The following is a 16,921-nucleotide window of genomic DNA, read 5'->3' as shown; positions in this document are numbered from 1 at the left end:
TATGAATCCGAATATGTTAAATAAATTAAAGAAAATGCAAAAACAAATTCAAGATGCTCAAGAGCAAATTGAATCATCTGAATTTACAGGTAAAGCAAGTGGTGTCACTGTCATTATGCAAGGCACTAGACAAGTTATCGATGTAAAAATTGATGAAGCTTTACTTGAAGAAGTAGAATTACTACAAGATGCTATTTTACTTGCTGTAAATGATGCACTTGGACAAATTGATAAAACTCAAGAAGAAACCATGGGACAATTCTCAGGTGGCATGGGTGGATTAGGATTTTAATGTATCCAACAATTATACTAGAACTTATTGATGACTTGAAAAAGTTACCAGGCATTGGCGAAAAAACTGCAGAACGCTTAGCGCTACACTTAACCAATTGGGATAGTGAAGACTTAAAGCATTTTGGAACACATCTTATAGAATTAAAAACCAACATATCATTTTGTGATATATGCGGTCTTCTAACAGATGACCATATATGTTCTATCTGTAAAGATGAAACAAAAGATAAAACCCAAATTATGGTGGTATCTGATTCTAAAGATGTTTTTGCTATTGAAAAAACTAAAACATTCCATGGTAACTACCATGTATTAAATGGACTCATCGATTTTTCTAAAGGTATAGAACCCAAAGATTTAAACTTTGATAAGTTAACCAATAGAGTTAAAGATATCAAAGAAATCATCATTGCGACGAACTCCAATGTTGAGGGTGAACTCACCGCTCAATACATTAAATCACTATATAAAGACCTAGATCTTACAATATCTAGATTAGGATATGGCTTACCGGTAGGCGCAGATTTAAAATACGCAGACCAACTAACACTAACTAAAGCTGTAGAAAACCGACAAAAGTATTAAAATTTATCTTAATTGCAAAAAGTTGTTGCATTATTGAAGTGTTTAATATACAATATAAGCGGTTTTTAGGAGGGCACAAAATGGCTGACAAAAAATTAAATGAATTATCTTTATTAGATACCATCACATATATTCTTAAAGAAAACAAAGAACCTATGTCTATTTACGATCTAATTGAAGCTACTGCTAAACAAAGTGGTATGGATATTGAAGACGTAGATGCAATGACACAACTATACATGGATATCACTTTATCCGGTAAATTTGTTTTTGTAGGGGATGATAAATGGACGCTAAAAGATGGACATTTAGAATATTGGGATAAAGATGGTTACGCATTCATTTCTCCAGAAGAAATTGAAGACATTTCTGATGATGAAATTGACTTTTCAGATTTTAACTTAGCAGATATTGAAGACTTAGAAGTTGACTTAGTTGATGAAGACAACGAAGATGACTTAGATGACGAAGATGAAGAAGATCTAGATGAAGAAATCATTGAAGAAAAAGCATACGTAGACGTTGGACTAGACTTAGTTTCAACGGATGAAGATGAAGGCTTAGATGATGTTGATCTAGACTTGGATGATGACTATGATGAAGATGACTACAACGACATCATGGATGACTATGAAGATATGTATGACAACTAAGAGGGAAACCTCTTTTTTGTTTATTTAATAAATTCTTAAATTATGCGCCTTAAATAGGCGCATTTTTATTTGAATACATAAGAAAAATGCTACAATAAATTAAACTATACACAAAGGGTAAATTACATGAGAAATGTATTTAAAGATGATAAGTATCAAGGACTACAAAAAAAGAATTACTTTGAAGGATGGTATTTTAAATCTGTCACATCAAATCAAAATATTAGTATTGCAGTCATTCCAGGCGTTTCACTTGCCATAGATGATAGACACGCCTTTATTCAAGTATTTGTATATACGAATAACACACTAGAAAAATCCGTTCATAATTATTACTTTAGATTTGATATAAATGATTTTAAAGCAGACAAGCATAAATTCGAAGTATCCATTAAAGATAATAAATTTTCTTTAGAAGGTATTACATTAAATCTAGAAGATGAAGATACAGTGATTCGTGGAAATTACCAAATCTCAAATCCAGTAAAACTTCCTCAATCGCTACTACAACCTACAATCATGGGACCTTTTTCCTACCTACCACTCATGGAGTGTTACCACGGTATTTTATCAATGAATCACACCATATCTGGTACCATATATTACAATGACATAGCAATAGACTTTAATGAGGGTAGAGGATATATTGAGAAAGACTATGGAAAGTCATTTCCAAAAGGTTATGTTTGGGTTCAAACAAACCACTTTGAAAAGGCAGACACCTCACTTTTCTTATCGGTTGCTGCAATACCTTATTTAGGTATTACATTTAACGGATTTATCGTAAACTTTTATCACAATTTAAAACATTACCGTTTTGCAACCTACAACGGATCTAAAATCAAAGTTGAAGATATCGGACAAAAAGAAGTAAGATATAGCTTTAGAAAGAGAAAATACACATTAGAAGTTGAAGCCAAAATTGATGATTTTGTTACACTAGCATCCCCTAAGTTTGGTAAGATGGACCATACGATTAAAGAAGGCTTATCAGGTTTTGTTAAGTTAAAGTTAATGAAAAAAGGGATTGTCATATTTGAAGGCACATCTGGTAGTGCTGGTATCGAAATCATGAAGCGCCCAAATATCAAAGATAGATAGTTATGTATAATATCTATCTTTTTCTTTTTATTATTGATGTTGAGTATAAAATATATTATTAGATATATAATAAAAGAAAAGGGGTAAAAACATGGGTAATTATTTTCAGTTTTTAAAAGGTCAAAATAAGTTAGAACGTCTTAGACGATTCAACTTTATTATGGGATTCCTTCATTTAATCCAAGGGATAGCAATGGTTTTTCTAGCAATTTTTGTCATAGAAAAAATTGCAGAATTTCAACCTCAAATTGTACAACTTTATATCACCTATGATGGACCGATTAATGGTCTTGTTGTTGCAAGTAAAGACTTGTTTATCTTACCATTTGGTATATTAGTTGCAAGTTTTTTAATCATTTCAGCACTTGCACATGCATTAATCTCTGTACCCAATAACCTATTTGATATCTATGCTAAAGATTTAGAAAAAGGTATCAATAGATTTAGATGGTTTGAATATGCATTAAGTAGTTCTATTATGATTGTTTTAATATCTACATTATTTGGTATTACAGATATTGGGTCTTTAATCTTAATCTTTATTGTAAATGCCGCCATGAATCTCTTTGGGCTTGTTATGGAACAACTTAACGAAGCTAAATCTAAGGTGAACTGGGGTCCATTTATTTGGGGTTCTATTGCAGGGATTGCACCATGGATAGTGATTATTGTTTACATGACAGGTAATCCAGCACTTGATCAAGTACCTTGGTTTGTTTGGGCAATTGTAGGTACTTACTTTGTTGCATTTAATACATTCCCGTTTAATATGATTTTACAATACCTTAAGGTGGGTAAATGGAAAGATTATCTATATGGTGAAAGAGTTTATATCGTCTTATCACTTGTTGCTAAATCAATTCTTGCTTGGTTAGTTTTATTTGGTGCGATGCAACCTTAAGTGCATTAAAAAATTAAGTAGACAATTATTTCATATAAGTGTTGAAACTTTAAAGCGTCTTTGATACAATTAATAAGGGCACACCATAATTCGACAATTCAAAGAAGTCTCCTTTTTAGGAGACTTTTTATTTATTTTAAGAAAGGTAAGGAATCTATTATGGCTACAAAATTTATATTTGTTACAGGCGGCGTTGTATCATCTTTAGGTAAAGGTATATCAGCATCTGCAATCGGTCAAATTTTAAAATCTAGAGGGTTAAAGGTGTTTACCCAAAAGTTTGATCCTTATATTAATGTGGATCCAGGTACCATGAGTCCTTTTCAACATGGAGAGGTTTTTGTTACAGATGATGGTGCAGAAACAGACTTAGATTTAGGGCATTATGAACGTTTTATTGATATTAATTTGACAAAGGAATCCTCGATTACAACAGGTAAGATATATCAAAACGTTATTAATAAAGAACGTAGAGGGGATTATTTAGGTGCAACTGTACAAGTTATTCCTCATGTTACAGATGAAATCAAATTAAAGTTAAAAGAAGCAGCACAAATATCCGGTGCAGACGTTATTATCACTGAAACTGGCGGCACAGTAGGCGATATTGAATCTCTTCCATACTTAGAAGCAATTCGTCAAGCAAGACGTGATTTTGGCTATAAAAACACGCTTTATATACATAATACTCTAGTACCTTTTTTAAAAGCATCTAATGAGATCAAAACAAAACCAACCCAACACTCTGTTAAAGAGTTAAGATCACTTGGTATTCAACCAGATATTATTATATTAAGAAGTGAAGTAAATATTAGTAGTGATGTAAAGGAAAAGATTGCGTTATTTTGTGATGTTGATAAAGAAGCAGTGTTTGAATCTCTTGATGTTAACGTTATATATGAATCTATTTTAAATTTTAGAAAACAAAAAATTGATGACTATATCTTAAAGCATTTCCAAATAGATAATGAAGTTATACCAGATATGTCTTCTTGGGAAGATTTAATTGAACGTATTAAAACCCCACAACACCGTATTACGATTGGTTTAGTTGGTAAGTATGTGACACTACAAGATGCATATTTATCTGTATCAGAATCACTAAAACACGCAGGATTTTATCACCGCTGTGAAGTTAAAATTAAATGGTTAAATGCTGAAAAGCTAACCAATGATAACTATGAAGATACCTTAGAGTCTTGTGATGGTATTTTAGTACCTGGTGGATTTGGTAAAAGAGCAACCTCAGGTAAACTATTAGCGATTCAGTATGCTAGAGAACATAACATACCCTTCTTTGGTATATGTTATGGTATGCAACTAGCAACCATTGAATATGCTAGAAATGTATTAGGTTATAAAGAAGCTGAAACCACAGAAATTGATCCGAATACATCTATGCCACTTATCCATACACTAGAAGCACCAGGCACTGATTTAGGTGGTACATTAAGATTAGGTTTATATGATTGTAAGATTGAACCAAATACTGTTGCATCTAAGTCTTATGGGCATGCTCTAATTAAGGAACGTCATAGACATCGTTATGAATTTAACAATCAATATAAGGCGTTATTTAACGATAATAATTTTATATTTAGTGGTATAAATCCTGAGCGAAATTTAGTGGAAATTATTGAACTTAAAAACCATGTTTGGTTTGTAGGCGTACAATATCACCCTGAGTTTTTATCAAGACCACTACGCCCACACCCGTTATTTAGAAGATTTATAGAAATGTCTCTTAAAAATAACAAAATTAAGCAATAATTACCCTAAATGTTTGTAAAAAAATACAATTAGATATATAATATCTATTGGCAAAACGATAAGGAGGATTCAAAAAATGTTAGTTTCCGCAAAAGAAATGTTACAAAAAGCTAAGGCTGAAGGTTATGCTGTTGCACAAATCAACATCAACAACCTTGAATGGATTAAAGCAGTATTATCTACTGTTGAAGAATTAAAATCACCAGTGATTTTAGGTGTATCAGAAGGTGCAGCTAAATACATGGGTGGTTATGAAAACGTTATGGCTATGGTATCTACATTAGACAAAGCAATGAACATTAGTGTTCCAGTTGCAGTTCATCTAGACCATGGTACTTATGAAGGTGCTTTTAAAGCAATCCGCGCTGGTTTTACTTCAGTAATGTTTGATGGTTCACACTATCCATTTGAAGAAAACTTAAAGAAAACGCAAGAAGTTGTAGCAGTTGCACACGCTGTTGGTGTATCTGTAGAAGCTGAAGTGGGTTCAATTGGTGGGGAAGAAGACGGTGTTGTTGGTACAGGTGAATTAGCTGATCCAGAAGAATGCCGTATTATTGCAGCTACTGGTGTAGATCTATTCGCTGCTGGTATTGGTAATATTCATGGTAAATACCCAGCAAACTGGAAAGGTTTAGACTTTGGCGTATTAAAAACTGTAAGTGAAGTTACAAATGGTGTACCTTTAGTATTACATGGTGGTACAGGTATTCCTGCAGACCAAATTACTAAAGCAATTTCATTAGGTATTGCAAAAATCAACGTAAACACTGAGTTACAATTAGCATTTGCTGCTGCAACTAGAAAATACATTGAAGAAGGTAAAGACCTAGAATCTAAAGGATTTGACCCAAGAAAATTATTAAATCCTGGTTATGTAGCAATGAAACAAGTTATTAAAGATAAATTAACAATGTTTGGTTCAGTAAATAAAGCTTAATTTCATTCTTATAACTTCATAAATTATTAAGTGAGGTATGAACATGGAACATGAATTAATCTACAATGAATATGCTGGATGGCTACTTGAACATGAAGAACTACTCTCAAAACTAAAACAATTAGATTCATTATTGCTATTTAGATTTGAGAATGTGTTAAATGTAGTAGATCATCTATATAACAAGTTAATTGATGATCCTACATATAATGAAGATGATCATGATAACTTTTCATTTGGATTTCATTATCTTCATACTCAAGTGGAAGAAATCAAGAAAATATTGGTTAACTTATATAACAATGACTACTTAGCAATGAATGTTGATGCTAAAAAAGTTAATTTATTGTTAAACACAATTGATTTCCAACATGAACTTCTGGATTTAGAAAATTATGATGCACAAAGTATGGAACAATTATTAAATTTTGAAACACTCATCATATCAAAACTTACAAACAAAGAAAAAATAGATGAAACACTCTATAAGCAACTAGATGATATGAGTTTACAAATATTTAAGAGACTCAATATTGAGTATTATCCAATTGACAGCATCTTCTTAGAAATTGCAGATGAATTAGGAATTATAAAGGAATGAGAAATCATTCCTTTTTCTTACCTTAAAAAGGACTTAAATTGAAACCTGGTACCTTATATAATGTTATAATCATATATATAAACTTTTAGGTGATTTTAAATGGTGTATGAAAAATTAAAAGAAGCATTTGATTTTGTTGGTACTATTGATGCAGATAGATACCAATCAATTAAATTTGATTATAACCTCGTAGGATATGAATCCATTTTTGTTGTAGGCTTAGGTTATCCAAATACATACCTAAAACATGAGAATGATAAGCTAACTGCATCGATGTATACTTATGGTTATGATTATCATGATGTTATGCGTTCTATGATGCACGAAGCCTTAAAAGAACTAAATGTTGATTATAAGGCGTTAGTAGATAATCATACAATTAACGAGCGTAAGTGTTTAGAAATGACAGGCTTAGCCTTTCATGGTAAAAACAATTTAATGATACATAAAGACTTAGGTAGTTTTTTCTTTATTGGGCTTGTTCTTACTAAAGAAAAATATCCGGAAGTGATTGAAGAAAATAAACTATCTTGTGGGGATTGTACGATATGTATTAAAGCATGCCCAGTAGGTGCACTAGATAACGGTTTTGATTGGCCAACCTGTATTAGTGGGTATAACCAAGAAAAACGCGCGCTAACTGATTATGAAATCAGTAAGAACGCACTTTTAATGGGATGTGATATATGTCAACGCGTATGTCCTTATAATAAAGGTGTCAATTCTACTAGAGTAGAGGCATTTAGAGAAAAGCCAACATCTTATGTCATCATCCAAGATTTGTTTGATTTGACGAATAAAGAGTTTATGGAGAAATACGGAAAACATGCCTATACATGGCGTGGTAAAACATTACTTTTAAGAAACGCACTGACCATCTTACTTAGACAAAAAAATGTAGCATATAACGACTTGATTAGACAAACTATTATTGATCCAAAATATCCTGATTGGTATAAAGAAGATGCTCAAAATATTTTAAATAAATTAGAAAAGTTTGACATATAGGTGTATAGATGAAAACATATAAAGTAGGTATCATCGGAATTGGAAGAATCTCTTTAGTACATATAGAAGCATTAAGACAATTAGATAATGTTGATGTGGTCTCCATTAGTTCTAGACATCAAGCAGAAGAAAAGAGTAAAAGACTAGGTATTAAGTCTTATTATACGGATTATAAAGAAATGATAGATAAAGAGACGTTAGATGCTGTACACATTTGTACATCCAATGATGTACACTATGAAATAGCATCTTACGCTTTAAATCATAACCTTCATGTCATACTTGAAAAACCAATGACGATGAATGTTGATGAAGCAATTAAGTTATATCAATTAGCAAAATCTAAAGGTCTGGTTGCTAAAATACACTTCCATAATAGGTTTTATGCAAACAACCAATTTGTTAAAACACATATAAAAGATATTGGACCGATTATATCGATACATGGTGAATACACCCAAGGTTGGGCAGCTAGTCCTGATGTGTATAACTGGCGTGACAACCAAAAGTATGGTGGTTTAACAAGAGTCATTGCTGATGTTGGTACACACTATTTTGATTTAGTAGAATTTTTATCCGGGCATAAAATTACAGAAGTATCTGCATTATTTAAACAAGTACACCCAAAAAGAGGTGGAAACGTTGTAGATACAGAAGATATTGGTGTCGTCATATATAAGACAGACAAAAACGCGATTGGATCTGCAATCATTAGTCAATCACTCATTGGTAATGATAACCTGCTTAGTTACACACTATCAGGGTTAAATGGCTCTTTTAAGTCAAATGGCGATAAGACATCAAGCATACTCTATGCCACCTTAAATGAGCAATTTAAAGGTATTGAGATAACGCAAATAGATACACTTAAAAATAGCAACCTACACCAAGCAGTGACGTTTGTAGAATCGTTTGCCGAAGGCTTTAGACAGTTTTACCATGAAATAGAAAATAAAAACTTTGCATCAGATTATGCAAACTTTGAAGATGGACTACACTCTATGCAACTCATAGAAGCAATTTATCAATCTCAAAGTTTGAATAAATGGGTTAAAGTATCCAAGGAGAATAAATAATGATTGTAAAAGATATATTAAAAATTAAATTTAGTTCAAGAAGACGTTACGCACTCTTTATCTTTTTAGCAGCATGTGTCGTATGTGGGTTTACCATATTTGATATGAATGTTAATGCAAATGATCAGTCGATGGTGGTATTTAATTGGATCATTATCGGTGTTACTGGATTACTCGCGTTATTTGGTGTATATATTGCAGTAGGTGCAACACTAGATATAAGTGCGCTTAAAAAAGATAAACTACCAGTTATCAATGCTTTATTTACAAAATATAATAGACGAGGCATTTCACCAAAAGATAATAAAGAAATCGTATATACTGGACAAGTATTCTTAGATTTAGATACCAATGAAGAAAAAATGATTATTGTAACAAATGTTGAAATTAATAAAAAATATAAGATTATGTATGGAAAACATACAAACATAGGTGTTGTACTTCAAAAACTCTAAGGAGGTAACTTATATGAAGTTATTAGATATATTAGAATTAAGATTTAAGAAACACCCACATAGACATGAGGGTGTCACTTGGGATAGTGTTTTTCAAAAAATAAATCAAGATCCAAACAAACTCACCATCCTGCAAAAGATGGAAGATAGTGGTGGAGAAATTGATATTATAGCATTCGAAGGAAAACTTTATTATGTAGATTTTTCTAAAGAGTCTCCAAATAGAAGAAGTTTTTGTTATGACGAGAAAGCTTGGCATGACAGAAAGAAGTTTAAACCAGAATCAAGTGTTGAAAAAGATATTAATAATCTCGGTTCAAAATTAGTCACAGAAGCCATGTATCTATATATGCAAACACTAGAAGATTTCGATCTTAAGACTTCATCATGGATTGCAACACCAAAATCTATAAGAGATTTAGGTGGTGCATTAAATGCTGAAAAAAGATATGGACGCGCATTTATATTTCATAATGGCGCAGATAGCTATTATCAATCAAGGGGTTATAGAAGTTATATCGAAATATAATGTGAGTAACAGATTAATAAACCCGTCATTTGACAAATCATATATATAATAAGTTATTAAATGGGGGTTTGAAAATGAAGAAAACACTAGGTAAGATATATACAGCATTAAACATATTAGTACTTTTTTTATCGATGATTGGGGTATTATTTATATTTATGAATAAGCCTATTGAGAATAATGATCCTATACATATGAATTTTATGTCTCGCTTTATTTTTACTTATGACTTTAGAATACCGATTATCATGTTTTTAATTTCTCTCATAGTATTTATTATTAGAAGAAGTAAAAGAAGTGGTATAACATTTACCTTATCCATAGTATCGCTTTCTTATACAGTCATGTTTATTTATATGCTCGCGGAAACTATTGGACAAATATCTTAATTTAATACGTCATGCAAATAAAAACCTCCAAAATATTGGAGGTTTTTTGATATATTATTTAGTTTTAATTCTAGCGTGAGGAAATAAGATAACATCACGAATATTGGGTGTATTTGTAAGGAGCATAATGAATCTATCAATACCAATACCAATACCACCGGTTGGAGGCATACCATATTCAAGTGCCTCAACAAAGTCAATATCCATTTCGGATGCTTCGTCATCGCCTTTTTCTTTTTGTTTTAATTGGTCTAAGAATCTATTTTTTTGATCCACTGGATCATTTAACTCTGAAAATGCATTTGCATATTCAGAACCCATGATAAATAATTCAAAACGATCTGTAAATCTAGGGTCTTTATCATTTGATTTTGCCAGTGGTGAGATTTCTACTGGATGTCCAAATACGATTGTAGGTTGGATGATTGTTTTTTCAACATAGTCATTAAAGAATGCTTCAATGATGTGTCCTACTGTAAAGTGAGGTTCCACTTGTACGTTATGCTTTTTAGCAATTTGTTTAGCTTCTTCTAGACTATATTGATTAAAGAAGTCTTCACCTGTTTGTTCTTTAATTAAATCGACCATATGTGCACGTTTAAAGTCTTTTAAATGAATGGTTTGATCATTAAATACGACATCATATGAACCATTTACTTCAAAAGCTACACTAGATAAACAGTCTTCAACAAGTTTCATCATATCCGTAACATCACCAAATGCTTGGTAAGCTTCAACAGTTGTAAACTCTGGGTTATGTTTAGCACTAATGCCTTCGTTTCTAAATAGACGACCAATTTCGTAAACACGTTCCATACCACCAACAATTAATCTTTTTAGCGGTAACTCTGTAGCAATACGTAAGTAGAAGTCCATATCCAGTGTGTTATGGTGTGTAACAAACGGTCTAGCAGCAGCACCACCTAAGATTGGATGTAGTACTGGTGTTTCAACTTCAATAAAACCGTTAGAATCAAAATAGTGTTGAAATGCACGAATAATTCTTGGACGTGTTCTTGCAACACGCATAGAATCTTCGTTAACAATTAAATCTACATAACGGCGACGTCTTGCTTCTTCCTTGTCTTGTAGACCATGGAATTTATCAGGAAGTGGTGTAATGGCTTTAGTTAAGTGAACAAATTCACTTGCTTTAACAGTAAGTTCATCTGTTTTAGTTCTAAATAAAACACCTTTAATACCAACGATATCACCTAAATCGGAGTGTTTAAATAATTCGAATTGGAATTCACCAACTGCATCTAGGCGTACATATACTTGAATACGGCCTTCTTTATCTTGTAGTTGGATAAAACCAGCTTTACCTTGGGTACGTCTTAAGACAATACGACCTGCAATAATAACATGTACTTCTTTAGCTTCTAATTCCTCGCGGGTTAAACTACCATATGTAGTATGAATCTCATTAGATAAATGTGTGCGGTCAAAACGGTGTCCGAAAGGATCAACACCTAATTTTCTTAAGTCTTCAACTTTTTGAAGTCTTATTTTTTGTTGTTCATTTAAATCATCAGGAAACATATTTGATTTCCTCCTTATTCTTACTTATTATATTATAATTTCCATTAAAAAACGATCATAAAGACCGTTTTTCTTCGGAAATGAGTGTATACATGTCTTGGTCTTTGAGTAAAGTGAGTGAAGTTATTTCAATAGTAATAATTTTTAAACCAAGATGCAGTTGAACTTGGTCACCGACTTTAACTGTTTTACCAGGTTTTGCTAGTTGGCCATTTACATAAATACGATCAGCATCTGCAACATCTTTAGCCACGCTACGTCGTTTAATTAAGCGTGATACTTTTAAAAATTTATCGATTCTCAAAGTATTTATTCGCTTTTCTTAGAATCTTCTTCAACTTCACGGTTATCCCACCATTGAAGTTGTCCAGTAGCTGCTATTTCATCAATATCAGTTTTAGTAAGTGTTTCTACAGCGATTAAGTATTTAGCGATATTATCTAGTAAATTTTTATTTTCATTAATGACTTTTCTAGCATGTTCGTAACACTCAGTAATAATTGCACGAACTTCTCTATCGATTTCAAGTGCAACTGCATCAGAGAAGTTTTTATCTTTTAAGTAATCTCTACCTAAGAAGACGTTTCCACTATCTGATTCATATTGGATAGGTCCAAGATCAGACATACCGTATTCTGTAACCATACTACGTGCTAACTTGGTTGCACGTTTAAAGTCATCATATGCTCCGGTTGTAACATCATCAAACATAATTTCTTCAGCAACACGTCCACCTAAGGCAGAAGTAATCATTGCTAGTAACTCACTTTTAGCATAGTTGAATTTTTCTTCAACTGGTGTATAAAGTGCATAACCACCAGCACGTCCTCGTGGGACAATTGTTACTTTTTGAACAGTAGAAGCTAAGTTAACCTTTAATCCAATAACCGCATGACCGGCTTCATGGTAGGCAACCATTTTCTTTTCATTTGGTGAGTATTTTCTAGATTTCTTAGCAGGTCCCATAGTTACACGGTCAGCTGCCTCATCAATGTCTTGCATTGAAATGACTGTTCTAGATTCTCTTGCTGCTAATAATGCTGCTTCGTTTAGTAAGTTTTCAATATCAGCACCAGTAAATCCTGGGATACGCATTGCAACTTCACTAAATTTAATCGTAGGATCTAATTTTTTACTACGTGCATGAACTTTTAAGATTTCTTCACGTGATTTTTGATCAGGTACTTGCATTGTAATTTGTCTATCAAAACGGCCTGGTCTTAATAATGCAGGGTCTAATACGTCTGGTCTGTTTGTTGCAGCCATAATGATGATACCTAAGTTTGCACTAAAACCATCCATTTCAACAAGTAGTTGGTTTAATGTTTGTTCTCTTTCATCATTTCCGCCACCCATACCAGCACCACGTTGGCGACCTACAGCATCGATTTCATCAATAAATATAATACAAGGTGCACTTTGTTTTGCAACTTTAAATAAATCTCTAACACGGCTTGCACCAACCCCAACATAAAGTTCAACGAAATCAGAACCTGAAATTGAGAAGAATGGTACTTGTGCTTCACCAGCAACTGCTTTAGCTAATAAGGTTTTACCTGTACCAGGTTGACCTACTAATAAGACACCCTTTGGTACACGAGCACCCATATCAGCATATTTCTTAGGATTTTTTAAGAAGTCGATTAATTCAGCCATTTCAGCTTTTTCTTCATCAGCACCAGCAATGTCAGAAAACTTAACTTTTCTACCTTGAGATAATTTGGCACGGTTTTTTGTAAAATCTTGAGCTTTATTAGATTGAGAACTCATCGATCTAAACATAATAACGACTAAAACAATAGGTGCTGCAATCAAGAGAAGGGTTGAGATAATATTCCAGAAATCAACACTTACGTGTGGAACAAATGATACTGTGATTGGTGTACTTGGGTTTAACTCATTATAAGTAATGATGATGTCTTGGATGTTGTTTAACCTATCACCATAAAGTATAATGACATAACTTCCGACACCTTCTGGAGCGTTACCTGTTGTAAATGTACCGGTAACTTCCCATAGGTTAAAGTTATCTCCACCGACATATTCACTTCGTACAGTTGCAATCTGTCCTGATTCGATTGCTGCTATAAATTCAAATTCGTCAAACTGTTTAACTTTTGGTGCCATCATCTCTGTAAAGAAGAAGTACATACCAATTGCTAAAAGTATAATAATTACAATTACAAGATAGTCCGGACGAAGCGGGCTTCTTTTAGGTTTTTGTTGTTTATTCATATTGTTTCCTTCCTATTTTGTATATACTTCGGGTTTTAATACCCCGATGTATGGTAAGTTTCTATAATATTCATTGTAGTCTAGTCCATATCCCACAACAAACTTCTTAGGGATAGTAACTCCAATATAATCTGGTATAAAATCAACTTTTCTACCAGAAGGTTTATCTAATAAAGTAACAACCTTTACTGATTTTGCACCACGGTATTTTAATAATTCAGTAACTGTTTTTAAAGTTGCACCGGTATCAACAATATCTTCTACGATGACAACATCTCTATCTTGAACTGGACTGTTTAAATCATATTTGATTTTAACATCTCCAGAAGACTTAATACCACCGTGATAACTAGATACTGCCATGAACTGAATTTCAATATGCGTATCAATTTTTAAGACAAGTTCAGACATAAATGGTACACAACCATTTAATAGTCCTACAAATAATGCGTTCTTACCAGCATAATCATGAGTGAGTTGCTTGCCTAACTTTTCTGTAATCTCTTTAATCTGTGATTCACTTACAAGTACTTCTAGAATATCTTGATGCATATTTAGTTACTCCTTTATAGATAAGTAAATTTTATGTTCTGACCCTAGGGTCTCATTTAAATAAAGTCCAGGTATCCATAAAATGGTACCGGAACTATCCACAACGACATTTAGATTATTTCTATCACTAATTGCAATCTTCTTATCAATTAAATAGTCCTTTAATTTCTTACTACCGTAGGTAAAGGATAAACGATCCCCCGGTTTACGCTTCCTTAATTGAATAGGAAAATCCAGTTTATTATAACATAATTCTACCCAAATCTTCGGGAGGTCTACTTTATTGTGGGAAATCATGAGACAATTCTCATCATTTCGAGTCTTATTTTTATCAATATGCTCTATGTAGACAAAATCATAGGCTTTTATCATATGATAGTGCTTATTAAGCGTGATATTAATATTAGGCTTTATTGACTTTAATTGTGCTAAAATAGTTTCAATTTTCTTAAATGTTTTATCGATTTTTAAAGACTCAAATATTAAGGAAATAACGTCCATTTTAACAGCATCATGTAGTGCATCAAAACTCGATAAATGAAAAGATAAATCCTTACTTAAGAAGTTATTGGACTCCTTCCTAATGTAGGATGCTGCTAAATAACTTTGTTTAGAAAAGTTTTTTAAATGTGTTAAAACATCGTTTTCTTCCTTTAATAAAGGGATGAGATGATGCCTTACTCGATTTCTTGAGTAAGTATCTTCTAAGTTTGTATGATCTTCATAGAATTTAATTTGATGTGTTTGTTGATAAAGACTAATTTCTTCTTTACTATAGTTCAATAAAGGTTTTAAATAGATGAATTTATCGATATGGGTTACTTCTTGCATCGCAGCATAACCTAAGAGATTAGAACCTCTAATAAGCTTCATCATAATAGTTTCAGCTAAATCATCTAAATGATGTGCTGTAACGATATATGGTGTATGATATTGTTCTGCAATAAACTCTAGATTTTTATATCTAGCATTTCGTGACACTTCCTGAAAATTACCATTTTTAATTTTTAATTTGATATAATGGTAAGGAATATGATGAAGTGTACACATGGATTCAACCAGTTCGTGATCTAAAATAGATTCAGCGCGCTTTTGGTGATTAAAATGCACAACAACAAAATTTAGATTATGTTTAACAAATAAATCAAACAATACCATGGAGTCAACTCCTCCAGATACTGCAAGAACATATAATTTTGTTGAATCAAGTTTCAGTTTTAAAGCCATTTTTTCACCACATTTTTCAAATTTATATACTAAATATTATATCATGTATAGGGAGAGATTATTATGTTAATATTAGGTTCTGGCTCAGCCAGAAGAAAAGAACTACTTGAAAGTGCAAGTATTGACTTTTTATTGGTGCCAAGTGACTATAATGAAAGCCAAGTAGCATTTGAAGGTGATACACTTAAATATGTAGAAACTATTGCAGAAAATAAAGCAAAGGCACTACTTCATAAATATCCTCTTGATGTTATTCTAACTGCAGATACTGTTGTAGAAGTGGATGGAGAAATTTTAGGTAAACCCAAAGATATAGAAGATGCACAGAAAATGCTTCAATTACTTAACGATAAAACACATCATGTTTACACAGGTGTTTGTATCGTAAGTAAGGATAAAAAAGAAGTATTTGTAGAATCTGCAAGTGTGACCTTTAATAAACTAAGTACTTTAGATATTGAAAGTTACATACAAACCAAAGAACCAATGGATAAAGCCGGTGCCTACGCTATTCAAGGTATTGGTGCTAAATTAATTAAACAATATGATGGTGATTTTCATACGATCATGGGCTTACCGTTAAAATTAGTTTTAGAAAAACTAAAAGACTTTAATATAGTGCCAAAATTAAAATGAAATTAACTAAAACCTATAAATCAATTCGATAACTGATTTATAGGTTTTTATTTTTATTTATTATATTACTTGACACATAATACTATGCGACATATAATATAGTTGAAAGTTAGAGGTACATATGCCAGTAGATCTAAAAAAACACGTTATAGAATTATTTGTACTTGCCTTATTAACCAAGGGACCAAGTTATGGATATAAATTAGTGTCTGATTTAAATGAATATGTTCAAATGAGTGAGTCTACACTTTATCCTGTTTTAAGACGACTAGAAAAAGATGGTAGATTATCTACTTATAATGAGATATATCAAGGTAGGAATAGAAAATACTACAAAATTACAATGAGCGGCAAACGCTATATAGATAGTTACTTAGAAGAGTGGAAAGACATTAAAAAAATCTATGACATTATCATGGGTTAATGG

20 protein-coding genes are annotated in these 16,921 nt (G+C 32.2%); 15 read left to right on the top strand and 5 right to left on the bottom strand.

Annotated features, from left to right (window positions below; translation table 11 throughout):
• The first annotated feature begins 1 nt into the window (after position 1).
• The 13 genes from ACL_RS06930 (at position 2) to ACL_RS06870 (ending at position 10,302) form a co-directional block, all read left to right on the top strand.
• Positions 2 to 292, top strand: a complete 291-nt coding sequence (locus ACL_RS06930) for a YbaB/EbfC family nucleoid-associated protein (RefSeq protein WP_012243323.1) — start codon at positions 2 to 4, stop codon at positions 290 to 292.
• Positions 292 to 879: a recombination mediator RecR gene (recR, locus tag ACL_RS06925; RefSeq protein ID WP_012243322.1), complete on the top strand. Its 588-nt coding sequence runs from the start codon at positions 292 to 294 to the stop codon at positions 877 to 879. The genes ACL_RS06930 and recR overlap by 1 nt, the downstream gene beginning before the upstream one ends.
• 80 nt (positions 880 to 959) lie before the next feature.
• Positions 960 to 1,532 (top strand): DNA-directed RNA polymerase subunit delta, encoded by a 573-nt coding sequence (rpoE, locus tag ACL_RS06920; RefSeq protein ID WP_012243321.1) that lies wholly within the window; start codon positions 960 to 962, stop codon positions 1,530 to 1,532.
• Positions 1,533 to 1,658: 126 nt separating this feature from the next.
• Positions 1,659 to 2,633, top strand: a complete 975-nt coding sequence (locus ACL_RS06915; RefSeq protein WP_012243320.1) for a tocopherol cyclase family protein — start codon at positions 1,659 to 1,661, stop codon at positions 2,631 to 2,633.
• 91 nt (positions 2,634 to 2,724) lie between these two features.
• A complete protein-coding gene (gene heR / locus ACL_RS06910; protein WP_012243319.1) occupies positions 2,725 to 3,534 on the top strand; it encodes a heliorhodopsin HeR in 810 nt (269 codons plus the stop codon).
• 159 nt (positions 3,535 to 3,693) lie between these two features.
• Complete coding sequence (locus ACL_RS06905) at positions 3,694 to 5,304, top strand: CTP synthase (RefSeq protein ID WP_012243318.1); 1,611 nt, start codon at positions 3,694 to 3,696, stop codon at positions 5,302 to 5,304.
• A gap of 76 nt (positions 5,305 to 5,380) precedes the next feature.
• The gene (fba, locus tag ACL_RS06900; protein ID WP_012243317.1) at positions 5,381 to 6,244 is read left to right on the top strand and encodes a class II fructose-1,6-bisphosphate aldolase; all 864 of its coding nucleotides are present in this window, start codon (positions 5,381 to 5,383) and stop codon (positions 6,242 to 6,244) included.
• Positions 6,245 to 6,287: 43 nt separating this feature from the next.
• Positions 6,288 to 6,845 carry a hypothetical protein gene (locus ACL_RS06895; RefSeq protein ID WP_041634432.1) on the top strand — a complete coding sequence of 186 codons (558 nt, stop codon included), beginning with the start codon at positions 6,288 to 6,290 and terminating at the stop codon, positions 6,843 to 6,845.
• Between the two features lie 99 nt (positions 6,846 to 6,944).
• On the top strand, positions 6,945 to 7,853 hold the full coding sequence (locus ACL_RS06890) for an epoxyqueuosine reductase (RefSeq protein ID WP_012243315.1): 909 nt from the start codon (positions 6,945 to 6,947) through the stop codon (positions 7,851 to 7,853).
• A gap of 8 nt (positions 7,854 to 7,861) precedes the next feature.
• The gene (locus ACL_RS06885) at positions 7,862 to 8,929 is read left to right on the top strand and encodes a Gfo/Idh/MocA family protein (protein ID WP_012243314.1); all 1,068 of its coding nucleotides are present in this window, start codon (positions 7,862 to 7,864) and stop codon (positions 8,927 to 8,929) included.
• Positions 8,929 to 9,384, top strand: a complete 456-nt coding sequence (locus tag ACL_RS06880) for a hypothetical protein (RefSeq protein ID WP_012243313.1) — start codon at positions 8,929 to 8,931, stop codon at positions 9,382 to 9,384. Before ACL_RS06885 ends, ACL_RS06880 begins: the two co-directional genes overlap by 1 nt.
• A gap of 13 nt (positions 9,385 to 9,397) precedes the next feature.
• The gene (locus tag ACL_RS06875) at positions 9,398 to 9,913 is read left to right on the top strand and encodes a DUF4256 domain-containing protein (RefSeq protein WP_012243312.1); all 516 of its coding nucleotides are present in this window, start codon (positions 9,398 to 9,400) and stop codon (positions 9,911 to 9,913) included.
• A gap of 74 nt (positions 9,914 to 9,987) precedes the next feature.
• Positions 9,988 to 10,302, top strand: coding sequence for a hypothetical protein (locus ACL_RS06870; RefSeq protein ID WP_012243311.1), 315 nt, complete (start codon positions 9,988 to 9,990; stop codon positions 10,300 to 10,302).
• Between the two features lie 54 nt (positions 10,303 to 10,356).
• On the opposite strand, the gene lysS is transcribed toward ACL_RS06870, so the two are convergent.
• From lysS to tilS, 5 genes are read right to left on the bottom strand one after another with little or no spacing between them, the layout of a single operon-like run.
• Positions 10,357 to 11,844, bottom strand: coding sequence for a lysine--tRNA ligase (lysS, locus tag ACL_RS06865; protein ID WP_012243310.1), 1,488 nt, complete (start codon positions 11,842 to 11,844; stop codon positions 10,357 to 10,359).
• A 55-nt stretch (positions 11,845 to 11,899) separates the two neighbouring features.
• Positions 11,900 to 12,148: an RNA-binding S4 domain-containing protein gene (locus tag ACL_RS06860; protein ID WP_012243309.1), complete on the bottom strand. Its 249-nt coding sequence runs from the start codon at positions 12,146 to 12,148 to the stop codon at positions 11,900 to 11,902.
• A 5-nt stretch (positions 12,149 to 12,153) separates the two neighbouring features.
• Positions 12,154 to 14,079 (bottom strand): ATP-dependent zinc metalloprotease FtsH, encoded by a 1,926-nt coding sequence (gene ftsH, locus ACL_RS06855; RefSeq protein ID WP_012243308.1) that lies wholly within the window; start codon positions 14,077 to 14,079, stop codon positions 12,154 to 12,156.
• 12 nt (positions 14,080 to 14,091) lie between these two features.
• A complete protein-coding gene (hpt, locus tag ACL_RS06850) occupies positions 14,092 to 14,631 on the bottom strand; it encodes a hypoxanthine phosphoribosyltransferase (RefSeq protein ID WP_012243307.1) in 540 nt (179 codons plus the stop codon).
• 6 nt (positions 14,632 to 14,637) lie between these two features.
• Positions 14,638 to 15,858, bottom strand: coding sequence for a tRNA lysidine(34) synthetase TilS (gene tilS, locus ACL_RS06845; RefSeq protein ID WP_012243306.1), 1,221 nt, complete (start codon positions 15,856 to 15,858; stop codon positions 14,638 to 14,640).
• 63 nt (positions 15,859 to 15,921) lie between these two features.
• Between tilS and ACL_RS06840 the strand changes: the two genes are divergently transcribed.
• Both ACL_RS06840 and ACL_RS06835 read left to right on the top strand, forming a co-directional pair.
• The gene (locus ACL_RS06840) at positions 15,922 to 16,494 is read left to right on the top strand and encodes a Maf family protein (RefSeq protein ID WP_012243305.1); all 573 of its coding nucleotides are present in this window, start codon (positions 15,922 to 15,924) and stop codon (positions 16,492 to 16,494) included.
• Between the two features lie 121 nt (positions 16,495 to 16,615).
• Positions 16,616 to 16,918, top strand: a complete 303-nt coding sequence (locus tag ACL_RS06835; protein WP_012243304.1) for a PadR family transcriptional regulator — start codon at positions 16,616 to 16,618, stop codon at positions 16,916 to 16,918.
• Positions 16,919 to 16,921: the final 3 nt, after the last annotated feature.

The organism is Acholeplasma laidlawii PG-8A (assembly GCF_000018785.1).
GTDB classification, from domain to species: domain Bacteria; phylum Bacillota_I; class Bacilli_A; order Acholeplasmatales; family Acholeplasmataceae; genus Acholeplasma; species Acholeplasma laidlawii.
Note: the sequence above shows the minus strand (reverse complement) of the source record. Positions and strands in the feature narration are given on the sequence as shown.

What these genes read in the sequence shown, in the direction of transcription:
- ACL_RS06930 (WP_012243323.1), top strand. Translation starts at nt 2, where the DNA reads ATGAATCCGAATATGTTAAATAAATTAAAGAAAATGCAAAAACAAATT.
- ACL_RS06890 (WP_012243315.1), top strand. Translation starts at nt 6,945, where the DNA reads ATGGTGTATGAAAAATTAAAAGAAGCATTTGATTTTGTTGGTACTATT.
- ACL_RS06905 (WP_012243318.1), top strand. Translation starts at nt 3,694, where the DNA reads ATGGCTACAAAATTTATATTTGTTACAGGCGGCGTTGTATCATCTTTA.
- heR (WP_012243319.1), top strand. Translation starts at nt 2,725, where the DNA reads ATGGGTAATTATTTTCAGTTTTTAAAAGGTCAAAATAAGTTAGAACGT.
- ACL_RS06880 (WP_012243313.1), top strand. Translation starts at nt 8,929, where the DNA reads ATGATTGTAAAAGATATATTAAAAATTAAATTTAGTTCAAGAAGACGT.
- hpt (WP_012243307.1), bottom strand. Translation starts at nt 14,631, where the DNA reads ATGCATCAAGATATTCTAGAAGTACTTGTAAGTGAATCACAGATTAAA.
- ACL_RS06840 (WP_012243305.1), top strand. Translation starts at nt 15,922, where the DNA reads ATGTTAATATTAGGTTCTGGCTCAGCCAGAAGAAAAGAACTACTTGAA.
- lysS (WP_012243310.1), bottom strand. Translation starts at nt 11,844, where the DNA reads ATGTTTCCTGATGATTTAAATGAACAACAAAAAATAAGACTTCAAAAA.
- fba (WP_012243317.1), top strand. Translation starts at nt 5,381, where the DNA reads ATGTTAGTTTCCGCAAAAGAAATGTTACAAAAAGCTAAGGCTGAAGGT.
- ACL_RS06895 (WP_041634432.1), top strand. Translation starts at nt 6,288, where the DNA reads ATGGAACATGAATTAATCTACAATGAATATGCTGGATGGCTACTTGAA.
- ACL_RS06870 (WP_012243311.1), top strand. Translation starts at nt 9,988, where the DNA reads ATGAAGAAAACACTAGGTAAGATATATACAGCATTAAACATATTAGTA.
- ACL_RS06915 (WP_012243320.1), top strand. Translation starts at nt 1,659, where the DNA reads ATGAGAAATGTATTTAAAGATGATAAGTATCAAGGACTACAAAAAAAG.
- ACL_RS06885 (WP_012243314.1), top strand. Translation starts at nt 7,862, where the DNA reads ATGAAAACATATAAAGTAGGTATCATCGGAATTGGAAGAATCTCTTTA.
- rpoE (WP_012243321.1), top strand. Translation starts at nt 960, where the DNA reads ATGGCTGACAAAAAATTAAATGAATTATCTTTATTAGATACCATCACA.
- tilS (WP_012243306.1), bottom strand. Translation starts at nt 15,858, where the DNA reads ATGGCTTTAAAACTGAAACTTGATTCAACAAAATTATATGTTCTTGCA.
- ACL_RS06875 (WP_012243312.1), top strand. Translation starts at nt 9,398, where the DNA reads ATGAAGTTATTAGATATATTAGAATTAAGATTTAAGAAACACCCACAT.
- recR (WP_012243322.1), top strand. Translation starts at nt 292, where the DNA reads ATGTATCCAACAATTATACTAGAACTTATTGATGACTTGAAAAAGTTA.
- ftsH (WP_012243308.1), bottom strand. Translation starts at nt 14,079, where the DNA reads ATGAATAAACAACAAAAACCTAAAAGAAGCCCGCTTCGTCCGGACTAT.
- ACL_RS06835 (WP_012243304.1), top strand. Translation starts at nt 16,616, where the DNA reads ATGCCAGTAGATCTAAAAAAACACGTTATAGAATTATTTGTACTTGCC.